Annotated in this window: 24 protein-coding genes; 7 read left to right on the top strand and 17 right to left on the bottom strand. The window is 57.0% G+C overall.

Annotation, left to right across the window (positions count from 1 at the left end; all coding sequences use genetic code 11):
* The first annotated feature begins 62 nt into the window (after positions 1–62).
* On the top strand, positions 63–1838 hold the full coding sequence (locus DMX11_RS08260; protein WP_110744047.1) for a GMC family oxidoreductase: 1776 nt from the start codon (positions 63–65) through the stop codon (positions 1836–1838).
* Between the two features lie 11 nt (positions 1839–1849).
* The gene (locus DMX11_RS08255; protein ID WP_110744046.1) at positions 1850–3160 is read left to right on the top strand and encodes a cytochrome c; all 1311 of its coding nucleotides are present in this window, start codon (positions 1850–1852) and stop codon (positions 3158–3160) included.
* Between the two features lie 189 nt (positions 3161–3349).
* Here the strand turns inward: DMX11_RS08255 and DMX11_RS08250 are convergent, their stop codons facing one another.
* The 3 genes from DMX11_RS08250 to DMX11_RS08240 all read right to left on the bottom strand — a co-directional run bounded on the left by DMX11_RS08250 (position 3350) and on the right by DMX11_RS08240 (position 6439).
* Positions 3350–3994: an RraA family protein gene (locus DMX11_RS08250; protein ID WP_110744045.1), complete on the bottom strand. Its 645-nt coding sequence runs from the start codon at positions 3992–3994 to the stop codon at positions 3350–3352.
* A gap of 77 nt (positions 3995–4071) precedes the next feature.
* Positions 4072–5415, bottom strand: coding sequence for an MFS transporter (locus DMX11_RS08245; protein WP_110744044.1), 1344 nt, complete (start codon positions 5413–5415; stop codon positions 4072–4074).
* Positions 5416–5533: 118 nt separating this feature from the next.
* The gene (locus DMX11_RS08240; RefSeq protein WP_110744043.1) at positions 5534–6439 is read right to left on the bottom strand and encodes a LysR family transcriptional regulator; all 906 of its coding nucleotides are present in this window, start codon (positions 6437–6439) and stop codon (positions 5534–5536) included.
* 124 nt (positions 6440–6563) lie between these two features.
* Between DMX11_RS08240 and DMX11_RS08235 the strand changes: the two genes are divergently transcribed.
* Entirely contained in the window at positions 6564–7715 is a 1152-nt protein-coding gene (locus tag DMX11_RS08235; protein ID WP_110744042.1) for an alpha-hydroxy acid oxidase, read from the top strand.
* A 101-nt stretch (positions 7716–7816) separates the two neighbouring features.
* On the opposite strand, the gene DMX11_RS08230 is transcribed toward DMX11_RS08235, so the two are convergent.
* The 6 genes from DMX11_RS08230 to DMX11_RS08205 all read right to left on the bottom strand — a co-directional run bounded on the left by DMX11_RS08230 (position 7817) and on the right by DMX11_RS08205 (position 13983).
* Positions 7817–9046, bottom strand: a complete 1230-nt coding sequence (locus tag DMX11_RS08230) for a CoA transferase (protein ID WP_110744093.1) — start codon at positions 9044–9046, stop codon at positions 7817–7819.
* A gap of 85 nt (positions 9047–9131) precedes the next feature.
* Positions 9132–10430 (bottom strand): C4-dicarboxylate transporter DctA, encoded by a 1299-nt coding sequence (dctA, locus tag DMX11_RS08225; protein ID WP_110744041.1) that lies wholly within the window; start codon positions 10428–10430, stop codon positions 9132–9134.
* A 34-nt stretch (positions 10431–10464) separates the two neighbouring features.
* Positions 10465–11406 (bottom strand): D-2-hydroxyacid dehydrogenase, encoded by a 942-nt coding sequence (locus DMX11_RS08220; protein WP_110744040.1) that lies wholly within the window; start codon positions 11404–11406, stop codon positions 10465–10467.
* A gap of 30 nt (positions 11407–11436) precedes the next feature.
* Positions 11437–11814, bottom strand: coding sequence for a VOC family protein (locus tag DMX11_RS08215; RefSeq protein ID WP_110744039.1), 378 nt, complete (start codon positions 11812–11814; stop codon positions 11437–11439).
* Complete coding sequence (locus DMX11_RS08210) at positions 11811–12776, bottom strand: hydroxymethylglutaryl-CoA lyase (protein ID WP_110744038.1); 966 nt, start codon at positions 12774–12776, stop codon at positions 11811–11813. Before DMX11_RS08210 ends, DMX11_RS08215 begins: the two co-directional genes overlap by 4 nt.
* 16 nt (positions 12777–12792) lie before the next feature.
* On the bottom strand, positions 12793–13983 hold the full coding sequence (locus tag DMX11_RS08205; protein ID WP_110744037.1) for a CaiB/BaiF CoA-transferase family protein: 1191 nt from the start codon (positions 13981–13983) through the stop codon (positions 12793–12795).
* Positions 13984–14098: 115 nt separating this feature from the next.
* On the opposite strand from DMX11_RS08205, the gene DMX11_RS08200 reads away from it, so the two are divergent.
* Positions 14099–15010, top strand: coding sequence for a LysR family transcriptional regulator (locus DMX11_RS08200; protein WP_110744036.1), 912 nt, complete (start codon positions 14099–14101; stop codon positions 15008–15010).
* An 80-nt stretch (positions 15011–15090) separates the two neighbouring features.
* On the opposite strand, the gene DMX11_RS08195 is transcribed toward DMX11_RS08200, so the two are convergent.
* The 8 genes from DMX11_RS08195 to DMX11_RS08160 form a co-directional block, all read right to left on the bottom strand.
* Positions 15091–15468, bottom strand: a complete 378-nt coding sequence (locus DMX11_RS08195) for a carboxymuconolactone decarboxylase family protein (RefSeq protein ID WP_110744035.1) — start codon at positions 15466–15468, stop codon at positions 15091–15093.
* A 37-nt stretch (positions 15469–15505) separates the two neighbouring features.
* A complete protein-coding gene (locus tag DMX11_RS08190; RefSeq protein ID WP_110744034.1) occupies positions 15506–16885 on the bottom strand; it encodes an MFS transporter in 1380 nt (459 codons plus the stop codon).
* A gap of 110 nt (positions 16886–16995) precedes the next feature.
* Positions 16996–17835: an alpha/beta fold hydrolase gene (locus tag DMX11_RS08185; protein WP_110744033.1), complete on the bottom strand. Its 840-nt coding sequence runs from the start codon at positions 17833–17835 to the stop codon at positions 16996–16998.
* A 2-nt stretch (positions 17836–17837) separates the two neighbouring features.
* Positions 17838–18221 (bottom strand): hypothetical protein, encoded by a 384-nt coding sequence (locus DMX11_RS08180; protein WP_110744032.1) that lies wholly within the window; start codon positions 18219–18221, stop codon positions 17838–17840.
* Positions 18222–18247: 26 nt separating this feature from the next.
* The gene (locus tag DMX11_RS08175) at positions 18248–18934 is read right to left on the bottom strand and encodes a GntR family transcriptional regulator (protein ID WP_110744031.1); all 687 of its coding nucleotides are present in this window, start codon (positions 18932–18934) and stop codon (positions 18248–18250) included.
* A 23-nt stretch (positions 18935–18957) separates the two neighbouring features.
* Positions 18958–19482: a type II 3-dehydroquinate dehydratase gene (locus DMX11_RS08170; RefSeq protein ID WP_110744030.1), complete on the bottom strand. Its 525-nt coding sequence runs from the start codon at positions 19480–19482 to the stop codon at positions 18958–18960.
* 398 nt (positions 19483–19880) lie between these two features.
* Positions 19881–20786 carry a LysR family transcriptional regulator gene (locus DMX11_RS08165; protein ID WP_110744029.1) on the bottom strand — a complete coding sequence of 302 codons (906 nt, stop codon included), beginning with the start codon at positions 20784–20786 and terminating at the stop codon, positions 19881–19883.
* A gap of 3 nt (positions 20787–20789) precedes the next feature.
* Positions 20790–21722: a LysR family transcriptional regulator gene (locus DMX11_RS08160; protein WP_110744028.1), complete on the bottom strand. Its 933-nt coding sequence runs from the start codon at positions 21720–21722 to the stop codon at positions 20790–20792.
* A 166-nt stretch (positions 21723–21888) separates the two neighbouring features.
* Here DMX11_RS08160 and DMX11_RS08155 point away from each other — a divergent pair, with 166 nt between their 5' ends.
* From DMX11_RS08155 to DMX11_RS08145, 3 genes are all read left to right on the top strand, one after another.
* Positions 21889–23151 carry an FAD-binding oxidoreductase gene (locus DMX11_RS08155; RefSeq protein ID WP_110744027.1) on the top strand — a complete coding sequence of 421 codons (1263 nt, stop codon included), beginning with the start codon at positions 21889–21891 and terminating at the stop codon, positions 23149–23151.
* 17 nt (positions 23152–23168) lie between these two features.
* A complete protein-coding gene (locus DMX11_RS08150; RefSeq protein WP_110744026.1) occupies positions 23169–23522 on the top strand; it encodes a RidA family protein in 354 nt (117 codons plus the stop codon).
* Positions 23523–23686: 164 nt separating this feature from the next.
* Positions 23687–24961: a cation:dicarboxylate symporter family transporter gene (locus DMX11_RS08145; protein WP_110744025.1), complete on the top strand. Its 1275-nt coding sequence runs from the start codon at positions 23687–23689 to the stop codon at positions 24959–24961.

The following is a 24961-nucleotide window of genomic DNA, read 5'->3' as shown; positions in this document are numbered from 1 at the left end:
CTTCACGCAAGGCGGTCACGGCATCTGCCGGGGCCCGGCTGCGCGCGAACCAAGGAACACGCATGAGAACAACAAGACCTAAAGCGGACGTGGTAGTCATCGGCCTGGGCTGGTCGGGCTCGGTGATTGCAGAGGAACTGGCCAGGGCTGGGCTGCGGGTAGTCGCCATCGAACGCGGCGCCTGGCGTGACACTGCCACCGACTTTCCACCCTCGGTGGACACCGACGAGCTGCGCTGGGCAACGCGCAGGGAAATTCTTCAGGCACCGCGCCAGGAAACCTACACCGTACGCAACAACGCCCGTCAGGAGGCGCTGCCCGTTCGCGAGTGGAGCAACCTCACCCTCGGCAACAATGTGGGTGGCGCAGGCACGCACTGGGCCGCAGCCTCCTGGCGCTTCAACCCGTTCGACTTCGAGCCTTACAGCAAGACCGTGGAGCGTTACGGCAAGGGCCACTTGCTGCCTGGCCTGCAGGTGCAGGACTGGGGTGTCACCTACCAGGAACTGGAGCCTTTCTACGATCGGTTCGAGCGCATCGCCGGCACGAGTGGCAAGGCAGGTGTCATCCAAGGCGTGGTCATGCCCGGCGGCAACCCGTTCGAGGGCTCACGCAGCCGTGAATTCCCTACGCCGCCATTGGTCCCGAGCCACTGGAACGACATCTTCAGCGAGAAGACTACGCAGATGGGCTACCACCCGTTCCCGGTACCTGCCGGGACGATATCCCAGGCCTACGTCAACCCGCTGGGGGTACGCATGGGGCCCTGCACCTATTGCGGTTACTGCCAGCTGTTCGGCTGCGGCAACTGGTCCAAAAGCAGCCCCAACGCCTGCGTGGTGCCGGCATTGATGCGCCACTCAAGTTTCGAACTGCTGACTGAAACCGAAGTACTGCATATCAACAAGTCGCCCGATGGCAAGACCGCAACCGGCGTCACCTACGTAGACAAGAATGGCGTGCGTGGTGAACAACCCGCCGACATCGTCATCGTCGCCGCCTATCAACTCGACAATGTGCGCCTGATGCTGCTCTCGGGCATCGGCGAGCCTTACGACCCGCGCACACGACGCGGCGTGATCGGCCGCAACTACAGCTTCCAGACCCTTTCGTATGCCTACCTGTGGTTCGAGAACGCACACCTCAACCCGTTCATGAACACCGGCTGCCTGGCGATTCAGATCGACGACTTCAACGCCGACAACTTCGACCACAGCGGGTTGGGGTTCATTGGCGGTGCGGGCATTCAGTCGTTATCCAACAGCGGCTTGCCGATTGGCATGGCCGGCGTACTGCCAAAAGGCGCCCCGGCCTGGGGCAAGGGATGGAAGCAGGCCTTCCGCCACAGCTATCAGAACTGGGCGATGATCCAGGGTCAAGGCACCAGCTACGCGCATGAAGACATGTACTTCGACCTGGACCCGACCTACAAGGACAACTACGGTCGACCGCTGATGCGCATGACGTTCGATTACAACCTCAACGACAAACGCTCAGGTGAGTTCATCCGGCAAAAGTGCGAGCAGATCGCCAAGGCCGTCGGAGGCCAGCACATCGAGTCCTACAACTTCGCTGCAGATCACTACACGCCATTTCGCGCCAATGACTCGTCTCACACCAACGGCGGCGTGGTCATGGGCACCGACCCCACCACCAGCGCGCTGAACCGCTACCAGCAATCCTGGGCCGCGCATAACGTGTTCGTGCTTGGCGCTTCATCGTTCCCCAATAATGGCGGCTATAACCCCACCGTGACCATCGGTGCGCTGGCGTTGTGGACCGCCAAGGCGATTCTCGAGCACTACCTGAAAAACCCTGGCCCATTGGTGCAAGCATGAGGAGAGCTGGCATGAGCAAGAAAAAACTGCTGGCAGCGACTGTCGCCTCGCTGGCACTGGTGGGGCTGGCCGCCGCCCTGTACAGCAACAACAATACCGCTGCCGATGATGTCGCCGACGACCAGGTCACGGCCGCCCAGGCCAGTCCCGCCGACCCGGCCGCCATCGCCCGTGGTGCCTATGTGGCGATTCAGGGCGACTGCGCCGCTTGCCACAGTGTCCCAGGCGGCAAGCCCTTTGCCGGCGGCTATGGTTTGCAGACACCGTTCGGCGTGGTCTATTCAACCAACATCACCCCCGCCCTCAACACCGGCCTGGGCCACTGGACCGAGCGCGACTTCTTCCGTGCCGTGCGCCACGGCAAGCACAAGGATGGGCAGCTGTTGTACCCGGCCATGCCCTACAACGCTTACGTGCGTTTCAATGACGATGACATGCACGACTTATGGGCCTACATACGCTCACTGCAACCTGTCGAGCAGCCGGCTAAGCAGAACACGCTAGGCTTCCCCTACAACATTCGCCTGGCGATGCACGGCTGGAACCTGCTGTTCTTCGACAATTCAACATTCCAGGCCGACCCATCGCAGTCTGAACAATGGAATCGCGGCCGTTATCTGGTAGACGGTGCTGGCCATTGTGCCTCGTGCCACACGCCGAAGAACCTGCTCGGCGGCGATACTGGCCGCTACCTGCAAGGTGCCGAAGTAGCGGGCAGCCATGCCCCCGAAATCACCGGGGAGCGTTACCACGGTCTGGGGGCCTGGAACGCCGAGCAGATCCAGCAGTACCTCAAGACCGGTAGCAACCATCAGGCAGTCGCATCAGGCACGATGGCAGAGGTTGTCGAGTTTTCGACCCAGTATTTCACTGATCAGGACCTAGCAGCGATTGCCGTATACCTGCTGTCATTGCCAGGCTCACAGAGCGCCAGGCCCAAAGCGCTTGCTCAAGCGACGCCAGTCATGCGCCGTGGTGCAGCTGTGTATGAGTACAACTGCATGGCCTGCCACAATGTCGCCGGTGAGGGTATTCCAGGCATGGTCACCGCCTTCGCCGACAATCCGGGGATTCGTGCACCAAGCCACTCCAACCTGGTGACAACCGTACTGTCCGGTAGCAGAGCCGCGATAACTGATGCAAACGTAACCGGTGCTGGCATGCCTTCGTTCGACTGGAAACTCAGCGATGCCGACATTGCAGCGGTGTTGACCTACGTGCGTAACAGTTGGGGAAATGCTGCTCCAGAGGTGCAGGCGGTGGAGGTTGCCAAGGTCCGGAAGTACCTGGGCAAACCGGGGAACCTGCAGAACAGCTTCTAAGCCACGATCAGGCGACACCTTGCACGTGAGCGTCTTCTTCTACCGGCCGGCTGAAGCCTTGCACCCATTAGACTGACCGGCGTCGGGGTCCGCTGGCCGACGCCGGTGCATGCCAGGCCAGGATTCGGGCTTTTCCGGCCAGCTATGGCAGGGCTGTTGCTGCAGCCGGTGTTCGAAGCCCAACGAATCTCAGAGGTATTTATCGAGCCAGCTTTGGGCTTCACTGCCACTGGCAATTTCAGCTTTCACACGTTCTTCAAGCGCCTCGTGGGCTTGCGCCAGTTTCAGAATTTGTACGGCATCCGCTTGCGGGAAACTGACGACACCGTCTTCATCGCCAACGATGATGTCACCCGGGCTGATGATCTGCCCACCAATGCTGACCGGCACATTGATTTCTCCAGGCCCGGACTTATACGGCCCGCAGTGTGTCACCGCTCGCGCATACAGCGGTGTGGCGTCGAAGGCTGCCACATCGCGGATGGCGCCGTCGACCACGTAACCTACGCAGCCTTTTGACTCTGCATACAGTTTTATCAATTCGCCGATGACGGCGTTATTGGTATCGCCTTGGGCATCAATCACCAATACGTGGCCTGGTCGAATCAACGGGAGCGCTTTGTAAATATACAGATTGTCGCCAGGGCGGGTCTTGATGGTCAGGGCCGTGCCGACAAGCTTCCCTTTCGTGTTCATGCGCGTGAGGCCACGTACGCCTATATGCCGGGCCAGATTGTCGCTTATGTGCGGCGTTACCACGCGCTTGAACGCCTCGATGATTGCGACGTCGGCTAGAGGTGGGCACGGGTTCACTCGGTGACCGATCAAGGACATTTGATCAACTCCAATAATGGTGAGAGGGGGGTTCCAGCCAGCTGAAGTGGGCGCCCATGCTTGAGCGCCCACGCGCACTACTGCTGTTCCAGGGGCTCGGATATCGTGAGCAAGATCACGAAGCTGAGGAGCGAACTGATCGCCATGAAGAGGAAGACGTAGTTCCAGCCAAGGCTGTCGAGGAGGATGCCGGTAATCAGAGGCGTCGCTGCCCCGCCTAATTGCCCACCCATGTTCACGACGGCACTGGAGATAGGGAAAGTCTTCTTGGTGGCCAGGCCCATGGGATAGACCATGTAGGACGAGTAGCCAACGCTGAGCAAAATCCCGGTGAGTAGCAACAGCATGCCGTACTGAAGCGGGTCTGCTGGGGAATTGATCAACAAATACATCATGACCGCTGTAGCCAAGGCAGACAGCATCATGCCTGGTTTGCGGCGCCCGCCCAGCACTCGGTCAGAAAGGAAACCGCCGAGAATGTTGCCGATCACAGCGCCGACCCAGGGTGCTGCTGAAACCAGCCCCATGTTCATCAGCGAATAGTTTTTGACCGTCACAAGGTATGTGGGAATCCAGGCCAGCAGTACGCTCGAAATGCCAAGCTGGAAGCAGTAACCCAGCGCGCACCCCCAAATGTTCCAGGATCTGAACACCCTGCGGTTGGTATCGAGCGGTTCTTCACGACGCGCCCGGATGAAGCGATCCAGCATCCTGAAATCACGCCGACGCGCTGGGGCGGTAGCACCTGCCTGCGATGGCTTGTCGACCGCCTCGTCATGCTCGATGTATTCCAGCTCGGCCTTGTTGACGAACCGGCTTTCGGAAGGTGTGTTGGTGATCAGGAAATACCAGGCGATAGACAGGACGATCCCTGGAATAGCGAAGAAGTAAAAGATTTCCCGCCAACCCCACACTGCAATGATCACGGCGCACAATGGAGGAACGATAACCGGTCCAAACTTTACTGCCGACAGGAAAATACCCGTCGCCGTGCCCTTCTCTCTAGCTGGAAACCAGTTGTTGATGGTGGACGTCATCCCGATAGGAAGCGGCCCCTCCGCAAGGCCCAAGCCCACGCGATAAATTTTCAAGGCGATGACCGAACTTACCGTGCCCACCAAACCGGTGAACAAAGAAGTTGCGATCATCGCACCCGGAAGAATCTTTCTGACGCCAAACCGGCTCGAGGCAAATCCTGATGGTAGCTGAGCCAAGGCGTAGGCCAGCAGGAACAGGCTGATCAGTGCCCCTGCCTCCGTATTGGACATCTCGAACTCTTTACGTATGAATGGAAGGGCAACGCCAAGGTTGGCCCGGTCCGCGGCAGCGATTGTGTAAACGAGGAATATCATGCCTGCGACGATCCAACGAAAACGCGTTGGCTTCACCACTTGAGGCACATCCAGTTTCAAGTTGGACATGTGGCCTACCTTTCTGATTTTTTTTGTTAGCTCGATTCTCCGACGCCATTTATTGAAGAAAAAGCGAATTTTTCTCTGGCTTTATGTTCGCTTTTTGGAAACATTGAGGTGCGCTTACTTACACCAGGCCGGCGGGCGCGCTGAAGTTCAGGGTCTTGATGGCCAGTGAACGCGCTTGTTCTATCAACGGGCGTGTATCGTCACGACGCCACTGGAAAGTGTATTGAAGCGGCCGCAGGGCCGGGAATGAATCGAGCGCAACCAGGGCCCCCTTCGCGATGAGTGCTTCGGCCCACGCTCGCGGCAGGAAGCCCAGGCCAAGACCGTGATGAATCAAGCCTGCCACTGCGCCCCAGTTTTCACAGATGATCGAGCGCTCCGGCGTAACGCCGTGATCGGCCAGCCAATCGTCGAGAATTCTCACGGTCCCTGCGCTAGCAGGGAGGCTCACCAGGGGGAGTGAGGGCAAGTCCTCCAGGCCAATGGCACTGACATCGCGCCCTGACGTCAGCACCTTGCGGCTTACCCAGGTGAACTCGGCAGTTCCAATAATGTGAGAGGAAATGCCAGGCCGTGTCGAGGGGCCCGCAATCAGCGCGAAATCAAGCTCGGCATTCGCCAGTGCCATCTCGATCTTCATGCCTACGCTGACAGTGGGCTCCATCAGCAGGTTTGGATGTTCGGCTTGCATCGCTGCCATCATGGAAGGCAACCAGGTAAGGCCGGTCAACTCGCCAACGCCAAACCGGCATCGGCCCTCGATTGTGGAACTGCTCTTCGCCATGTCCAGGAAGCGGCCTGCGTGAGTGAGCAGGTCCCGTGCGTGAGGGAGCAAATGTTGCGCGGCAGGGGTGACCGCCGCATTTCGGGATGAGCGATTGAACAGCTCCGTCCCCAGCGCCCCTTCCAGTTCAACGATCCGTTTGGAGAGGGAGGAAACTGAAATATTGAGCCGATTCGCAGCTATGGCGAAGCTGGAACAGGTGGCAGCCCAATAAAAGGCTTCCAGTTGCTTCAAGGTCATCGAACACCCCTTCTATTTCATAAAAGCGAACAAAAAAGAATAAATTAATTCGCTTTAATGGTAAACGTTCTGGCTTTACCGTGACCCTCATAATTAAAACCGTCTGCAGAAGTGAGTGTCGAACGTGAGCAATCTCAACCGGTTTCTATCCTTGCACGATTTTGAAGCGGTCGCCCGCAAGCGCCTGCCAGGGCCCCTCTATGCCTACGTATCGGGCGCCGTGGAAGACGAGGTGTCGGTAAAGGCCAATCAGGCAGCGTTCGGCGAGTACGGGTTCGTACCCAATGTGCTGGTCAACGTTTCCCGGATCGACATGTCCATCGAGCTGTTCGGCGAAGCCTACGCTGCCCCTGTTGGTATCGCGCCGATGGGGATAGCTGCTCTGACCAGTTACCGCGGTGATGTGACGCTCGCCAAGGCTGCTGAGCGGGCTGCCCTACCCAGCATCATGAGCGGATCCTCACTGATCCGTCTGGAAGAGGTGATTGAAAAGGCACCCTCAACCTGGTTTCAGGCATATCTGCCGGGGAATGAGGCGCAAATTGATGCGCTGATTGACAGAATCGCTGCAGCAGGCGTTCGCACGCTTGTGCTTACGGTCGATACCCCCGTCGCGGCCAACAGAGAAAACAATATCAAGGCTGGCTTCTCGACGCCTCTGAGGCCCAGCTTGCGACTTGCGCTGGAAGGCATCACGCATCCGCGCTGGTTGTTCGGCACTTTCCTGAAAACGCTGTATCACCATGGCATGCCCCACTTCGAGAACAACTATGCGACCCGCGGCACGCCTATCATGTCGAAGAATGTGTTGCGCGACTTCTCGGATCGAGGCCATTTGAACTGGGAACATGTCGCAAGGATTCGGGCTCGATGGCAGGGCCCGCTCGTCATCAAGGGCATCCTCAATCCACAGGATGCGGTGAAAGCGAGATCGATCGGTGTCGATGGCATCATCGTCTCAAACCACGGCGGGCGCCAACTCGATGGCAGCGTACCGCCACTACTGGTGCTGCCACAGATCGTAGAAGCAGTGCCCGATGTAACAGTGATGCTGGACAGTGGCGTACGTCGTGGCACCGATGTCATCAAAGCAATGAGCCTTGGGGCAAAAGCCGTCTTCATTGGCAGACCTTTCAACTATGCAGCGTGCATTGCAGGCGAAGCCGGCGTCTCACGTGCAATCGAGCTGGTTTGTGCCGAGATAAAGCGTGATCTCGGCTTGCTCGGTGTCCCCAACCTGTCGGACTTGAATGCAGCCGCCGTGCGAGCACTGTAACGCCAGGCCGAGGTGCGCGCACATGAATGAAAAAAAGGGGCCATCAATACAAGATGGCCCCTTTGCTTTGCGACCAACAAAGCGAAGACGGTTAACGTGCCCTACACGCGGGCAAATGGATCGGCGTCTGGCCCAGCCACGACCCCCGAGTCATGCAGCCGTGCTATTTCGATTCCAGACAAGCCCAGGACGTCATGCAGCACCTCGTCTGTATGCGTGCCCAGCAACGGAGCAGGTGAATTTGGAGTACTCTCCAGCCCTTCGAACCTGGCAGCCAGCTTGGCACTGATGTGAGTGCCTACGCCCTCGGTGGCCAGCGTCTCGAAGATGGGATTGCTCAAGCCGACGCGTGGGTCATCATTGAGCAGTTGCTTCACACTTGAGTATTTACCCCAAGACACTTTGAATTGATCCAGGCGCTGTCCGACCTCTGCAAAAGAGCGGCTACGGAACCACGGCTCCAATAAAGCGACGATCGACTCCCTCCCCGCGTAGCGCTGCATTTCATCATTGAAATCCAGGTTGAGCTGCGCCTCCAATTGCCCTATTTGACCGCCAACGCCACAGCAGCTAATCAGAGAATGCCATTGGGAGGCAGTGATAGCAGCGACCATCAACCGCTGCCCATCGGCAGTCTCAAAGTCGCGCCCAAACGCACCATAGATATGGTTTCCAACTGCCCCCCGATCGCGATCGAGCACCTCAGCTTCCGCTAGCAGCCCCAAATGCGACATTGTCGAAAACGCCACATCCGACATCGCGATTTTGATCAAAGCCCCTTCACCGCGCACCAATCGACGGTTGATTGCCCCCAGAAACGCAAACGCTGCCTGGTATGCCGTGACCACATCCCAAGCCGGTAGCTGGCTGTTGACTGGCCTTGCGCATTGGTTTTCTCGAGCGAGCATCGGAAAACCCGTGGCACTACTCAGCGTGCACTCCATCACTGAAGACCCGTCAGGGTTTCCTTCGATCAGGCAAGAAATCAAGTCGTGCCTGCGCTCGACCAGCAGGCTGTGGTTCAACCAGGATGCAGCTCGGTTAGTGAGCAGATTGCCCGTCCGACATACCAGCTCCTGCACCAGCTCGCGGGCTTCTGGTCGGCGAAAATCGATCGCCAGAGAGCGCTTTCCAGCGTTGAGCGACGCCCAGAACAGGCTGCGGCCACTGTCAGGTACGCGGGGTGCTCGTCGGTAGTCGATTCCACCACCAATGGCATCTATGCGGATGACATCGGCTCCAAATTGGGCCAAGGCTAGCCCTGCTAGCGGTGCAGGCACGAAAGCGGAGCTTTCGACAACACTCACACCTTGCAGAAACGGATAAGGCATGTGGCCCTCGCAAGATTTCAAAACGTCGCGAGCCGGCTCCATGCTCACCTAGCGTGGTTGGCGAGCACAGAGCCGGAACGCAAACCTAACCCAGCTCTCGTTTGAGCTGCTCCCGATCAAGCACACCTTCCCAACGCGCCACAAAGAGCGCTGCAACACCATTGCCAATAACGTTGATCAAGGCGCCACCTTCGGAAATGAAGCGGTATACACCCAGGACCAGGACGAGACCTGCAGCCGGGATCACATCGATAGAGCCAAGGGTCGCTGCCAACGTGATGAACGCGCCACCGGTCACGCTCGCCGCCCCCTTTGAGGTCAACAGGAGAATCAACAGCAGCGTGACCTGGTGATAAATCGACACATCGATATCCAGTGCTTGCGCGATGAAAATCGCGAGCACGGTCATGTTGATGCAGCTGCCATCGAGGTTGAAGCAATAGCCGGAGGGAACAACCAGGCCAACCGTCGATTTTTCGCAGCCCAGCTTCTCCAGTTTGCCCATCAGGCGGGGCAGTGCCGACTCCGAAGAGGATGTACCGAGTACCAGAACCAGCTCTTCACGGATGTACTTCAAAAACTTCCAGAGGCTGAAGCCTGCCAGCCGCGCAGCGATGTTCAGGACCACGAAGACAAAGACGAAACCGGTAACGTAATAGCAGATCAGCAGGTGGCCATACGACGCCAGCGAGCCAATTCCGTATTTGCCGATTGTGAATGCCATCCCGCCGAAGGCGCCCAGAGGTGCCACGTACATGACGATTTTGAGCATGCGGAAGAAGGCTTGGGCGACCAGGTCGATCGTATCCAGCAGCGGCTTGCCGATCGGGCCAAGCAATTGAAGGCCGAAAGCGAACAGCACCGAAATGAACAACACTTGCAGAATGTCGCCTTCACTGAATGCGCCGAATACAGTGGTCGGCACAATATGAGTCAGGAAACCGACAACGGATTGATCATGCGCGGCTTTTGTGTAACTGGCAATCGCCGAGCCATCCAGCGTAGACGGGTCGATATGCATCCCCACGCCCGGTTTGAACAGGTTCACACCCACCAGGCCGATGATCAGTGCCAAGGTTGTAAGAACCTCGAAATAGACCAGCGACTTGAAGCCAATCCGACCAATTTTTTTCAGGTTCTGCATGCCAGCAATGCCGCTGACGACAGTACAGAAGATGATCGGCGCGATCAGCATTTTAATGAGCTTGATGAATGTATCACCCAGCGGCTTCATCTGTTCGCCCAGGCCTGGACTGACATGCCCGAGCAGGATACCCAGCAAAATCGCGGCCAGCACTTGAACGTACAGATGATGATAAAACGGCTTACGTTTGACCACAGGAAGGTCAGGGAGGTCGGCCGAAGAGCTGATTGTTTTTGTCATGGCGCTCTACCTTGTGATTTTCGATTGAGGGGATTTACGACACCACGTTGATTGCCTTGTCCGATGCGTAAGCAGCGATGTTCGCGAGCAAGGTATTGACCAGGCGGGCGACACTGCTTTGACTCGCCCAGCCCACATGTGGCGTTACGATCAAGTTCGGCAGCTCTGCATTCAGCAGAGGGTGATCGGCCTGGGGAGGCTCGACATCGAGCACATCCAATGCTGCGCCGCCAAGATGCCCCGACTGCAAAGCGGCAAGCACAGCCTGCTCGTTCACCAAGGGCCCGCGCGCGGTGTTGATCAACAATGCGCCACGCTTCATTCGCGCGAGTTGTTCCGCGCCGATCAAATGCCGCGTTTGCGGGGTGAGAGGACAATGCAGGGAGATCGCGTCAGCCTCTTCGAGCATCGCTTCAAAGGGTACGTAGCCTTCACGAACCTGGGCCGCCCCGCGGTGTTCCGCAAACATGACATTGATATCCAAGCCCACTGCCAGTTGAGCCACACGGCTGCCAATATCGCCTCGGCCGACAATGCCCAGGGTCGATCCTTTGATGTCTTGGATCGGGGTGCCGTGGACACAGAAATGGTTGGACGTCGGCCAACGCGAAGTAGCGGAGTCTCGATATTCAAAAAGGCTTCTGCGCAGCGCGAAAATCGAGCCGATAACGGCTTCAGCGACGCTGTTGGCCGAGTAGGCAGGTGCATTGCAGACCGTCACCCCCAGATCCCTGCAGGCAGCTACATCGACGCAGTCATACCCGGTAGCGGCCACACAGATGAGCTTGAGATTTGGCAGTTGCTCCAGCTGAACTCGACCGAGCTTCACCTTGTTGGTGATTGCCACGTCTGCCCCGGCCAGGGCGCCAATCAGTTCATCTTGCGACGTGCTTTCACGCACAGTCCAGGTCGACGCCTGGGCGGGCCGCGCCATGGGATACGGCAAGCTCGCCCCATCCAGAAAAACAATATTCATAAGACACCTCACCACTATGGTCCGACAGCGTTAGATCAACTCGGAAATCTCGATCAAATTGAGATCCGGGTCGCGGACATACACTGATCTGATCGGGCCAGTTGCCCCGGTACGCTGGACAGGACCCTCTACGATTGGCCACTGCACCGCGTGCAAGTGTTCGATGACCGCATCGAGGCCTTGGCTGGCAATGAAGCACAGGTCCAACGCGCCCGGCACTGGCAAATGAGCCTTGGGCTCGAATTCTTTGCCACGCACATGTACGTTGATTTTTTGATTGCCAAATCGATACGCGATGCGCCCCTGACCGAAAGACTCCAACTTCATGCCCATTACACGCAGGTAGAAATCCTTGGATGCGTCGAGGTCGATCGTCGTCAGCACGAGGTGATCCAGATGATCGATCATTTGACCCCCTGCGCTGCGTTCGAGACCACTTGCTTGGCGAGTGTATTGACGTGCTCAGGAATCGGGTGCAGATCCAGACGCTTGCCAGCTTTCAAAATCTGGCTCGGGGTCGGATGCCCAATCAATTGAGGGAGCCTCGCAGAGGCCTGGAGAATACCGTCGAGGTCGACATTCGTGTCGTAGCCCATGAGCTGGAGCATATGCACCAGATCTTCGGTACATACATTGCCGCTGGCCCCAGGTGCGTACGGACAGCCGCCCAGTCCGCCTAGTGAAGAGTCGAAACGGTCCACGCCGGCCTGCAACGCCGCCACGGTGTTGGCCAGTGCCATGCCCCGCGTGTTGTGGAAGTGCAGCGTGACCTGAAGCTCAGGGAAACGTTCGATCACTTGCGCTGACAAGGTCTGAACCTGGGAGGGGAACGCCATGCCTGTGGTATCGCACAGGGTGACGCCTCGAACGCCTAGATTGGCGAACCGATCAACCCACCCCAGTATTTCATCGACCGGTACATCACCCTGCATAGGGCAACCGAAAACAGTCGACAGAGAAACGTTCACCGCAACTGGCCCAGCGCCAATCACCGAAACGACTTCCTTGAGCTGGAGGAACGATTGCTCCCGAGTCATGCGCAGATTTGAGCGATTATGTGGCTCGCTCACCGACATCACCAAATTAGCTTCATCGACGCCACACCCCAGTGCACGCTCTGCGCCACGTACATTCGGCACCAGTACGGTGTATTCGACGTCCGGATGGCGTTCAATCCCTTGCATGACGGCTTCAGCATCGCGCAGTGCCGGGATCGCCTTGGGCGAAGTGAACGAGGTCACTTCAATCTTTGCGTAGCCGCACTGGCTCAGCGCGTTCACCATCGAAATCTTGTCGGCAGTTTCGATGAAGGTAGATTCGTTCTGGAAGCCGTCACGGGTCGCGACTTCCTGCATATATAGGCGTTTCATCAGGCTACTCCGTACTTCAAATAATGCCGCGGCTGCGCCACACTTCACGGGTGCTGGCATCGAAGCCATGAGCCTCCAGCACCTCGTCTGTGTGTTCACCAAGACGCGGGGCTTTGCGGCTTACCTCTCCCGGTGTCGATAGCAACTTGGGGACGATTCCCGGCAACGTAACCGCCGTACCGTCGTCCAGCGTACTTTCAAGCAACATGTTCCGCGCTTTGTAGTGAGGATCGCTCGCGATATCGGCGGCGTCGTAGATCTTGCCTGCAGGGATGCGTGCGTCATTCAGGGCATCCAACACTTCTTCCAGAGAGCGCTCTGCAGTCCACGTGGAAATGGCGGCGTCGATGCGTGCAACATGCCGCACCCGGCCGTCGTTTTGCGCAAGCTCAGGGTCATCGGCCAGATCGATGCGATCGATTTTCTCCATGAGCCGGCGATAGATGCTGTCGCCGTTCCCGGCAATAAGTGCATACTTTCCGTCTTTGCAACGGTAAGCATTGGTCGGGGCAATGCCTGGCAAACTGCTGCCGGCAGGCTGACGAATCGTCTCGAACACGGAATATTCGGGAATCAGGCTCTCCATCATGTTGAAGACCGACTCGTACAGGGCAACGTCAACCTGCTGACCTTCGCCGTTGTTCTGCTCACGATGACGCAGTGCCAGTAGAACGCCGATCACACCGTGCAGCGCGGAAAGTGAATCGCCAATCGACACCCCAACGCGGACAGGCGTGCGGCCAGGCTCTCCAGACAGGTGGCGAAGTCCGCCCATCGCCTCGCCAATCACACCAAAGCCTGGGAGGTCACGATAGGGGCCGCTCTGGCCGTAACCCGAAACCCGAAGCATCACCAAGCCAGGGTTGATTTCCCGCAGCACTTCCCAACCCAGCCCCCACTTCTCGAGGGTTCCCGGGCGAAAGTTTTCGATCAGGATGTCGGCGTCCTTGACCAGCCGCTTGATGACGTCATGCGCTTCCTCTTGGCGGAGGTCGAGCGTCACGGAGCGTTTGTTGCGAGACTGCGCAGCCCACCACACGGAAGTGCCATCGTGCAGCATGCGCCATTTGCGCAGAGGGTCACCGGTGACGGGCGGCTCGATCTTGATGACATCAGCACCAAACTCGCCGAGGATCTTGGCAGCAAAAGGACCAGCGATCAGCTGACCCATCTCGATAACCTTTATGCCTTTCAATGGAGAGGTCATTGGCGTAATCCGTTTTTGTTGATTGTTATGGTCAGATGATCCCCCCAGTGTTGCTGGATGAAAATTGCATAATTTTCCAGTACCCTTTCCATAATCGAAAGCCTTGGAGCCGCGGATGAATCTCTTGCAAATCGATCTGCTTTCTCTTCGCCTGCTGGTATTCGCGGCGGAAACGCTCAATCTGACCCAGGCCGCATCTCGAGCCAATATGACACTGTCGACCGCCAGCAAGCGCATCTCCGAGCTGGAGCGGATCACTGACTGCGCACTCTTCGTGAGGCTACCCCGCGGAATGGAAATTACCGCAGCCGGCCGCGCCATTGCAGACCACGCACGCCAAGTTCTCGAGAGCGTTAATCGCATGGCCTACGATGTGAACGACTTTGCGATGGGCGTCAGAGGGCACGTGCGCTTGACGGCCAACACCTCTGCAGTGGTTCAGTTCTTGCCTCAGGATCTGGCAAGCTACCTGGCGCAAAACCCCCTCATCCGTATAGGCATGGAAGAGGCCTTGAGCGATGACATCGTTGCGGCGGTACTCGACGGGAGATCGGACATTGGTATCTTCGCGGACAACGTAAGCTCTGAAGGGCTTGTCAAACAGGTGTACCGTCGAGATGAGCTGGTGTTGCTCGTCCCTCGTGGACACCCGCTGGCAACCCATCAAGAGGCAAGCCTGGCGACAGCACTGGATTATGACTTTGTGGCCCTCAACCAAGGCAGCTCCCTCCTCCGACGCCTTACCGACGCAGCTGTAGCGAATGGAAAAATGCTGAAGGTCAGGATCCAGGTGAGCAGCTTCGATGGCATTTGCAGGATGATCGAGGCTGGCCTGGGAATTGGCGTCCTTCCATTCGGATCGGTACGCCAGGAGCTACTGGGCAGTCGGCTTGAAGCCGTACGGCTGACGGATGAATGGGCTAAGCGGACGCTTTTCGTAGGTGTTGCCAGTGAGGCGAATCTATCACCTGAAGCCAGCAAGCTTTATGACTACCTTGCCCGAATGGAAACCCGGAAGGATGTTTAGCACCTTCCAGCTGCCTCCTCGGGGCCAACCGTAAGTGGCTCGGCCAGCCGTTAGGCTGGCCGAGCATGGGCGCTACGCAATCAGAGCCCCATTTCCTTGAAGACTTCCTTGGCAATTTTGAAGCTATCGATAGCAGCCGGTACGCCGCAATAGATCGCCGACTGCAGGAACACTTCAGCAATCTCTTCCTTGCTCAAGCCGTTGTTGATCGCACCGCGGACATGCAGCTTGATCTCGTGCGGACGATTCAGTGCGGTGAGCATGGCCAGATTCAGGAAACTACGGGTACGTCGGTCGAGACCCGGACGGTTCCACACGTCGCCCCAGCAATACTGGGTAACGTGCTCCTGCATGCAACGGTTGAAGTCATCAGCGTTTTGGAGCGATGCATCGACATACTCCGAGCCCAGCACCTCCCGACGAGTTTTCAGCCCGATTTCGAAGAGTTCTTGATTCATTTGCAGATCCTCCAGTGATTTGAACGTGGTGTTGCAGTCAGATTTGCGCGCTGGCTTCAGCCTTCGCAGCACGAAGTATTTTGGGGAGAAACACCGCAATGACGCCGGCGATAACGAAAGCGCCGGCCATTGCCAACAACCCGGCCTGGTTGCTGCCTGTAGCGCCTTTCATCCAGCCAAGGAGCACCGGGCCGATGAACCCGCCGAGGCTGCCTACGGAGTTGACCATCGCCAGTGCGACAGCTGCCCGCGCACCGTCGAAGTGACGTGATGGGAAACTGAAAAGCAGGGGTACCGCAGCCTGAATGCAGGCAGCCATGCACAGGCCGATGAACGCGACCGTCGCGGAAGCGGCCAAACTGGACAAGACGAAACCAATAGCGCAAAAGAACAGGACACCCACCATGGCTCGCTCAAGCGAAGCGCCCTTCTCGATTCGTTTGGACACGACCAACAAGGACAGACCGGAAATGACCCAAGGGACCGCGGACAAGACACCCGCCTGCACCGTGTCCACTTGCAGCCTGTCCTGCAAAATTTGCGGCAACCAGTAAGTCACCGTCCAGAAACCGATCATCATGAATAAGTAGCAAGCGGAGTACGCCCACGCAGCACCACTTGAGAATATTTCTCGCAGCGCAGTCGAGTGGCCCGATTCGGTTTCATGGACGGCCGCCGAATCCTGAGCAAGCGCCTCAGCCAGAATTCGCTTCTCTTCGTCGGAAAGCCATTTGGCCTCTGCCGGGGTATTGGCCATGTATTTGAGGGTGAACAAGCCCATGACCACGGCAGCACCGCCCTCGATCAGGAACACCCACTGCCACCCGTGAATACCTGCGAGCCCATCCATACGCAGGAGCTGGGCAGTCACCAGAGAGCCAAGCGCCAACGAAATGGGGATGCCTAACTGGAACAGCGAGTAGGCTCGGGTCAGCGACCGGGAAGGTAACCAGAAACTCATCCAGAACAATATGCCTGGATAGAAACCCGCCTCAGCGATACCCAAAAGGAAGCGCGCAAGATAAAGGGATTCTGCAGTATTGACGAACAGGGTGAGCATGGTGATCGCTCCCCAACTGATCATGATCCGCGCAATCCATCTGCGTGCACCATAGCGACGCAGTGCAATATTGCTTGGAACTTCAGTGAGGATATAACCGAGATAGAACAGGCCGGCCGCCAAGCCAAAAGCAGCAGGACTCAAACTGAGGCTGTCGCTCATCGAATGGCCGGCAACGCTCAGATTTGTACGATCAATGAAAGCCACAAACAAACCAAGAATGGCAATCGGTATAATATGACGCTTAATTTTGGAAAATACTTTTTCTTGCTGTGAAACCTGCTGATCACCGTCACGCTTGGCACGATCCGCTTCACAGGCTTTATGGGCCGCTTCTATTATATTCTGATCAATCATACCAACACCTTTTATAGTTATACGTGAAGGCGCGTCAGTACCTGTAAAGATACAACGTGAGCAGTGAAACCTTTGAAGGTTGCCTGTCCATTGCGGGACAGGCGTGTCGATCAATCGACGAAGTCAGCCAGAATGGGCTGCAGGTACTCTTTGAACAGCGGGTAATTTTCGCTCACGGGGAAATGGCCGATATTGACCATGCGCCCGCCCTTCGCACCGGGAATAGCATCAAGGGTGGCCTGGGTATCGAAGACTGTACACGCGTGGTCGTACTCACCGGTCAGCAAGTAAACCGGACATTTCGCAGTATCAATCTCCGCCTCCCGACCCCGCAGGTCCAGGTCTTGGCTATAGAAGTAGGTATCACCACGATAGATGCCCGGGCCGCCTTGGCTATAGATCCACCAAACTTCTCTTTTAGACGCCTCGGGACTCATGGGCGCCATCAGGCTGTACGTCCAGGATGCGACGCTTTGCTGAGCGTTGATGTCGGGCGCCAGCGACCAGTCCTGGAACCGCCCCTTGACATTGGATGCGCCGGAAAGCCCGATCACACACCGCCATTTCTCGGCGTTACGGCGCACCAATTCGAGCACCAGCGAACCTGCCATGGAGCACCCCATGACGATGGGGCGATCAAGCGCTAGCGCATCTGCAAAACGCTCTACCGTCTCGGCGTAAACATTTGCCGTGAGCAGATATTCCTGCTCCCACCAGCGATCAGGTGGCAACGACCGGCCATGCCACGGCAAGTCAAACGCAATCACCCGAAAAGACTTGGTAATTTCAGGGTCGTTGAGTAACTGGCGATACTGGCGCGAATCCGCCCCCGCCGTGTGCAGGCAAATCAGGGGAACGCCCTGCCCCGCTTCCTCGAAAAAGATTCGCTGTTGGACCCCAGCGACAGTGAGGTGTAAATAACGACCGATGACAGCTTCGATATAGGCCATCTTTACCCCCTCCGCGGAGCGATAGTCAAAAGCCTTTGCAACACTCTCAAATGGCGCAGCAGGTAGAGACGTTCCGACGGTATCGAGAAATCTTCCTGACTTTTTTCCATTGCAAGAAAATCGCTATACAGAGGGTCCGGGACCACTTTGAGCATCTTCTCCCAGGCAGGGTGACTGCCCACAAACTCGACGACATCCAAGTCCGGCGCCAACACGCCTTCGAAAAATTCGAATTGCCCTTGTACGAACTTAAAGCAAGCGGTAGTACCGCCCACGTTGAGCTTGAGTGCAAAGCGAGAGAGCTTCCCGATATGCGACAGCTCTCTATCTTGTGCAATTGTCTCCAGCCACTGGCTTACCCAAGCGGAGCTCAATATTTCAGACATCACAGGCACCTATGCGCGTGTGACCGTCACTCACCACTTACCTGGTTGAGCACGTGAAACCCATCCTTTGCTGCCTCGTAGGCGGCTTGCACATGTTTCTCGCATGCTTCTCTGGCCGCAACGGGGTCCCGTTTCACTGCGGCGGCATCAGAGATCAGCTTGATCTCTTCGACGCTTCGCAATGCTCGGCCTGGCAAATTAAGGGTGTAAGCACGTAACAACTCAGTTCGGCTGTGAATTGCGCGCAGTGCGCGCTCGACGGCCTCATTATCCGCCCCGGCCAGCAGGACATGATAATACCTATCTTTAAGTTGGGTTCGTTCGCTGACAGGGAGGTGTTCAAGGGAGCCACTGATCTGCTCGGTCAGCGCGACCACTTCGGCGCATTGCGCAGCAGAGGCTCTCACCGCAAACAGTTGGCCAATCAAGCCCTCAAGAACACCCCGAAGTTCATAGAGATCCCGAATGTCTTTCTCCGTCAGTATCGCGACACGCGGGCCACGCCTGGGGATCATCTCTACAATCCCTTCGGCCTCCAATTGCCGAAGCACCTCCCGGACGACAGTCCGGCTGACATCGAAGCGTTCGCACAACCGTGTCTCGATCAGACGCTCACCAGGCTTAAACTCCATCGCCACGATTGCTGCCCGCAACAGATCAGCTGTCTGCTGCCTCAGTGGCGCTGCGAGTTGAAGAAAAGGGTTTTGAGTCATTTCGAGATCCTAGGTTTACGAATTTATGCCACTGCTGGCGCGCCCAGGAAGGTTTCGTCATCCAGTGCCAAGGTCAACCCGGTCAAAGCTGCGACGTAGCTGTACTGACGCAGTCCCATCGCGACACCGGTTGCGGAACGACTGAATTTAGACTCCCAAGGCCCACCTGGCAGACCACGCGGGGCGGTTGGCGGACAGACGATATTAGCAAAATGCACCTCGACTACGGGCTTTTGCGTTTCTTCGAGCGCGTGCCGAGTAGCCTCGCCGACTACGGTGAGGCCAGCCGGATTGATGATGTAGCCGTCAACGCGCGAGGCGGACTCATGGATAAATTCAAGGATGGCGCCTTCGTAGTTCGAGGCGAACACTTCAACCTCTACACCAAGCTTTTGCCCGGTCTCAACCACATAGGACTGCAAATCGGACAGGGAGTTGATACGGCCGTATACGCGCTTGTTGCGCGCCCCCAAATTCGTCATGTTCGGCCCGTCGACGACGGCGATTCGATGAACTTTGGTACCGGTACGAAGAGATTGCTGAGACATACGCACACCATTTCCCAGGTTGTTGGAGTTATTTTCAGCCGGCGGGGCGGCCTGGAGTACTACCGTAATACCGTATTACCGTCGTGTCAACGGCCCAAACCTGCTCGTGCTCCTACGGTAGCCGCAGAGTGCAGTGGCTGATGAAACGTTTATTCCAATTAATAACAACGACTTAATCAGATAGGCTGGTGCGCAGGAAAATTCCGAACAGGCGCTTTGATGGCAGAATTCGGGTATGACCGTGAGTGATAATTGGCGCTGAAGCAGGCTCTCGGGCCATAAATGGGGGCGGTGTGAAGAAGGGCATGGAGCCGCACCCCACTGCATGCCAATATTCCGCAACTCTATAGAGCCGGGAAACCTGGCGCCCAGTGAGGCGGCTTGCACCCACGCCTTTATCAGGACTTGCGTAGGCTCTCCAGGTACGATTTCACACATTCGCGCGCCAGGCTTGAGAGCGTGTAGCCCAAGGCCTGCTGATCATGTTTCATGAAAGCGAAATGATAATCCACCGGCGAGACGCCGGACGATAGCATCACCTCCTGGTACAGACCGCTCTCGATATCGTCCTCAAAGAGTATTTTTGGAATGCAACTCACACCCACTCCTGCGCGAATCAGCGCAGCGAGGGCGAAGAGGCTGTTGCTGCCGAACACTTTTTTGAAATCAACACCCGCCTGTGCGAAAAGGCTCTCGATGCGTGTCGTGATCCCTGACTGTGAGCCCTGAATGATGACGGGTAGCCGAGCGAGCTCTCTGACCGTGACCGGCACCCCGTCCACGAACGAACCGGGAGGTGCAAGCCACGTGAAATCCACCGAGTCGATGAGCAGCGATTCCATTTCAGCGGAAACATAATCCACCGGCACAACAATGAGGTCCAGCTCCCCAGCCAGCATTTTTTGCTGGAGCCGGGCCGAAATATCCACGTCAGGGAGCACGGCTATGTGGGGATAGATACTGTTGAGTTGCTGGACGAAGCGCGAGAACCAGGTCAGGGTCGCCAACTCGGAAATTCCGATCCTGATCGTTCTGATGGTGCGCTGGGCCGACGCACGCATTTCATCCAACTGCTGCAAACTCTCCAGCACCGCACCCGCTGCGACGAGGAGTTCTTCACCCTTGCCGGTCAACGCGGATTTCTGCGCATTGGTGTCGAACAGCGACACCGACGCTTGCTTCTCCAGCTCCTTGATGCGTTTGGTAATGGCTGACTGGGTGATGAACAACTTTACGGCAGCACGCTGCAGCGTGCCCAGCTTGACCGTCCAGTAGAACGCCTCTATCTGCTTGATGTTGGACATGCTTCATACCCCGCGCGCGACATCGATACCGAACGACATGCTCACCGTGCTTGCCGAGCTACACACTTCACCAATGATTTCTGAAATACGCCGCAGCACCGGAGTGAAGGAGTCTGAACGCGCGACGACCACGTAGGGGATGCACGGTGGCTCTGGGTGCATCTGCAGCTCGATCAACTGCCCGCTCTGAACACAGCTGGCGGCGATCATGGGCGGGATGAACGCAACACCGAGGCCTGAAATGGTCAGGCCCAGCATGGCGACGATACTGTTGCACGACATCAGATTGAGGGTTTTTACATTGTTGGCCTTCAGCCACTCGCTGACGAGCATGCCGGAGCCCGATTTTTTTCCTTCGAACAGTAGTGTGTGGCGCTCGAACAGCGTGATATCGACGTTGTTCCGATCAAGCTTCAAATCAGCAGAGCAATACAGCCGATTCGCAATGGCTTGCAGAGGTCGCTTGACCAGCCCTTCTTGTACGAACGCGTCCGGAAGCACGACGACATCCAGCCGCCCGGCCAGCAGCAGGTCCTTCAGACCTGCGCTCATCTCGACGACCGGCTCCACGACGATTTGCGGATACTCTCTGGAAATCGCCTGAATGATGCTGGACAACCAGGCCATCGCTGTCAGCTCCGTGATGCCGATTCTGAGCTTGCGCTTGACGACCTCGCTACTCATCAAGCAGCTCTCGAACACACCTCGCTGAAGCAGAACGAATCGAGCTTGCGCGACAACTTCACGCGCCATCGCATTCGGTTTTGCCGTGCGCCCCGTACGATCGAACAGATCGAATCCGAACCACTGCTCCAGCTCCTGGATCTGCCGGGAGATCGCAGACTGCGCCAATCCTAGATGCCGGGCGGCGCCGTCGAAGGTACCGTGATCGCAGACCGCAATGAAGGCCTCAAGCTGCTTGAACGTGACGTTCATGTCCTATCTCGCTTTGGAATACTTTTCCTTCAATTATTATCACTATGCCTCCTACCGAGGCTTCTGTAAAACTTTGTCCATACGCGCGCACCTTGATCACAACATCAGGTTCCCGGCTCAGGCCGGTGAACCGTCCACAATAAGCCGTGCTCCTTAGGAACAGTGTATGCAGCAGCCAGACTTGAACGCCTGCAATGACGTCGTCGTCATCGGTGCGGGAATCGTAGGACTTTCGGTCGCTCTTCAGCTACAGCTGGACGGCTTCAAGGTCACCGTTATCGACCACTCGCCTGCGATGGAAGGTTGCTCGGCAGGTAACGCAGGTTACCTTTCCCAAGCGAACATCTTTCCACCAGCAACCCCTGACCTGTTGCTCAAGTTACCTAAGCTTCTGCTGGATAAAGAAGGACCTCTGGTTATCAAACCCAGCTACTTCGGCAAGATGATTCCTTGGTCGATGCGAGCTGTTTCCGCACTGAAGCCGGGACCCTACGCTAAAACCGTAGACGCGATGGCCAGTTTGATCACTCGCTCTCAGGCGTGCATTGCCGAGCTCGCCAGCAAAGCTGAGGCTAACCACCTATTGACGCAGGAAGGCGGCCTGATTGCCTTTCGCACCGAATCAGCATTCGCTACACGGCAGAAGGCTATCCCCGCCTGGCGGGATCATGGGGTTGATGTCACTACCCTCTCGCGCGAAGAAGCCTTGGCATTGGAACCGGCGCTGACGCCACAGTTGGTGGGCGCCATACAGTTCGCCCACTCGGGGCGCTGTAGTGATCCTCAAGGCCTTGGCCTGCTGTACGCAAGGCAACTCGAACGAGGCGGGGCTCGGTTCATCCGGGACAAGGTGCTGAGCATCAAGCAGAGTGAGAACGCTGACTGGACCCTGATCACCCCTTCACAAAAGCTGAGCACCTCAAAAGTTGTGCTGTGCGCGGGTCACGCCTCTGATCAGTTGTTGGCCGGCTACGGATACCGCAAAGCCTTGGTGAGTGAGCGTGGCTACCATCTGATGCTGCCGTCCTCGGGCATTCAGTTGACCCGGCCGGTCGTGTTCGGCGAACCCTATTTTGCGGCGACGCCGATGCTCCATGGGCTGCGGCTTGCCGGTACGGCGGAATTCTGCTCGGCCAGCGCCCCACCCAACACTCAACGCTCGCACATGCTCGGCAGCCTTGCGCAGAAATACCTACCCGGCTTGAACATTGAGGGTGCCAAGCCGTGGATGGGCGTGCGCCCTTCGCTACCTGACGGCCTACCGGCCATCGGCCAGGTGGAAAGAGGCAACGGTTTCTTTTATGCCTTCGGGCACGGCCATAACGGCCTGATGACATCGGCGATTACCGCCAAATGCGTCTCTGAACTGATACGCAGGCAGGAAACGTCGATCGATCTTTCGCCGTTCGATCTGAAACGGTTTGGTTAATGTACAGGAGAAGTACCGTGGCAAATTTCACTCGTATCAAACATAACGAACTCATGAGCAAAGCCGTGCGGGCCAATGGCTTTGTTTTTGTCGGCGGCCAGACCCCCGACCAACGCGAAGAAGATGTCGCTGGGCAAACACGTCAGGTACTGCGGAAGATTGACGAAAACCTTGAAGCCCTGGGCCTGGATAAATCCCACTTGGTCAGCGTATCCATCTGGCTTAAAGATATCACCCGCGATTTCGATGCGATGAACGCGGTGTGGGCCGAATGGGTGGATAAAAACAATACCCCTTCACGGGCCACCGTCGAGGCACATCTGCGCACCGCCGACATGCTGGTGGAAATTGCGGCCATCGCCGCCGAATAACGATCGCGTTAGAAACATCGCCCACGCATGGGGCGCCAGCTGTTCGTTGCAGATCGATTGTCGAATGGCTTTATAAACTGCCGCAATAAATCTTCAAGCGATGGCGCAGGCACGTATGTGCCCGCGCCTGGCATGTCAATCACTACAAAAAACAGACATCGATTATGCGCATATCTAAAACCCCGCTTGTTTGGCAAATTCTCATTGGTTTCGCACTCGGCGTCCTTGTGGGTGCCGTGCTTCATCACTTCCCTGAGCAACGCGACTGGATGAATGCCAATGTGCTTCAACCAGCCGGTGACATTTTCATCAAACTGATGAAGATGATCGTGGTCCCGATCGTTTTCTGCTGCATGGTTGTCGGAATCGCCGGGCATGGTGACGGCCAGTCGATCGGCCGACTCGGTGCCAAGACCATGATCTACTTCATGAGTGTGACCACCACCGCGATTGTGTTTGGCCTGGTAATGGGCAACCTCACCCAACCTGGCGCAGGCATGGACATGTCGAGCCTTCACCAAACTCACGTAACCATCAACGCAGCGCCAGCTGCCAGCCATGGGATCGGCGGTATCATTCTGGGGATCATTCCCGATAACATTCTCGAGGCAATGTCTCAGGGCAAATTACTATCGGTACTGTTCTTCGCCGTGCTCTTCGGCATGGCGCTCAACCGCCTCAGTAGCGAGAAGAAGGCCCCCATCATTGCGCTCTTCTCGAGTGTTTCCGAGACCATGTTCAAGGTCACCCACATGATCATGGCTTACTCACCCATCGGGGTGTTCGGCATGATCGCCGTGACCATCTCGTCCTTCGGTTTCTCTGCCCTGATCCCGCTAGCGAAGTTGATCATCGTAGTTTACGCCTCGTTCATTATCTTTGCAGCGGTCGTCCTGGGCAGCATTGCGCGTTATGCCGGTATCAACCTGCTTCACCTGATCCGCCATATCAAGGACGAGTTGATCCTGACGTACTCGAGTGCGACGTCTGCTGCCGTCATTCCTCAGATTATTCAAAAAGTGGAAGCCCTTGGAGCACCGAGATCATTGACCGGTTTCGTGGTACCGGTCGGGTACTCCTTCAACCTGGACGGCACGTCCATCGTTCTGGGCATCGCCACCTTGTTCATCACCCAGCTCTACGGCATTGAGCTGAGCCTGAGCCAGCAACTGATGCTGGTGGTGACGATGGTCCTCACCAGCAAAGGCGCAGCAGGCGTTCCTGGATTCATGTTCGTGGTGCTCTCCGCAACCCTCTCCAGCGCGGGGCTTCCGCTGGAAGGCATCGCATTCATCGCGGGTATCTATCGGATCATCGATATGGCGTCCTCGACCATGAACGTGCTGGGCAACGCGTTGGCACCTTTGGTCATCGCGAAATGGGAGGAGAGTACTCAGAAGAAGGTGGGCTATGGACAAACAGGCCAAAGTAACGCCTGA

Origin of the sequence: Pseudomonas sp. LB-090624, from assembly GCF_003205205.1 — a bacterium.
Classification (GTDB): domain Bacteria; phylum Pseudomonadota; class Gammaproteobacteria; order Pseudomonadales; family Pseudomonadaceae; genus Aquipseudomonas.
This window is presented reverse-complemented; position numbering and strand designations above follow the sequence as displayed.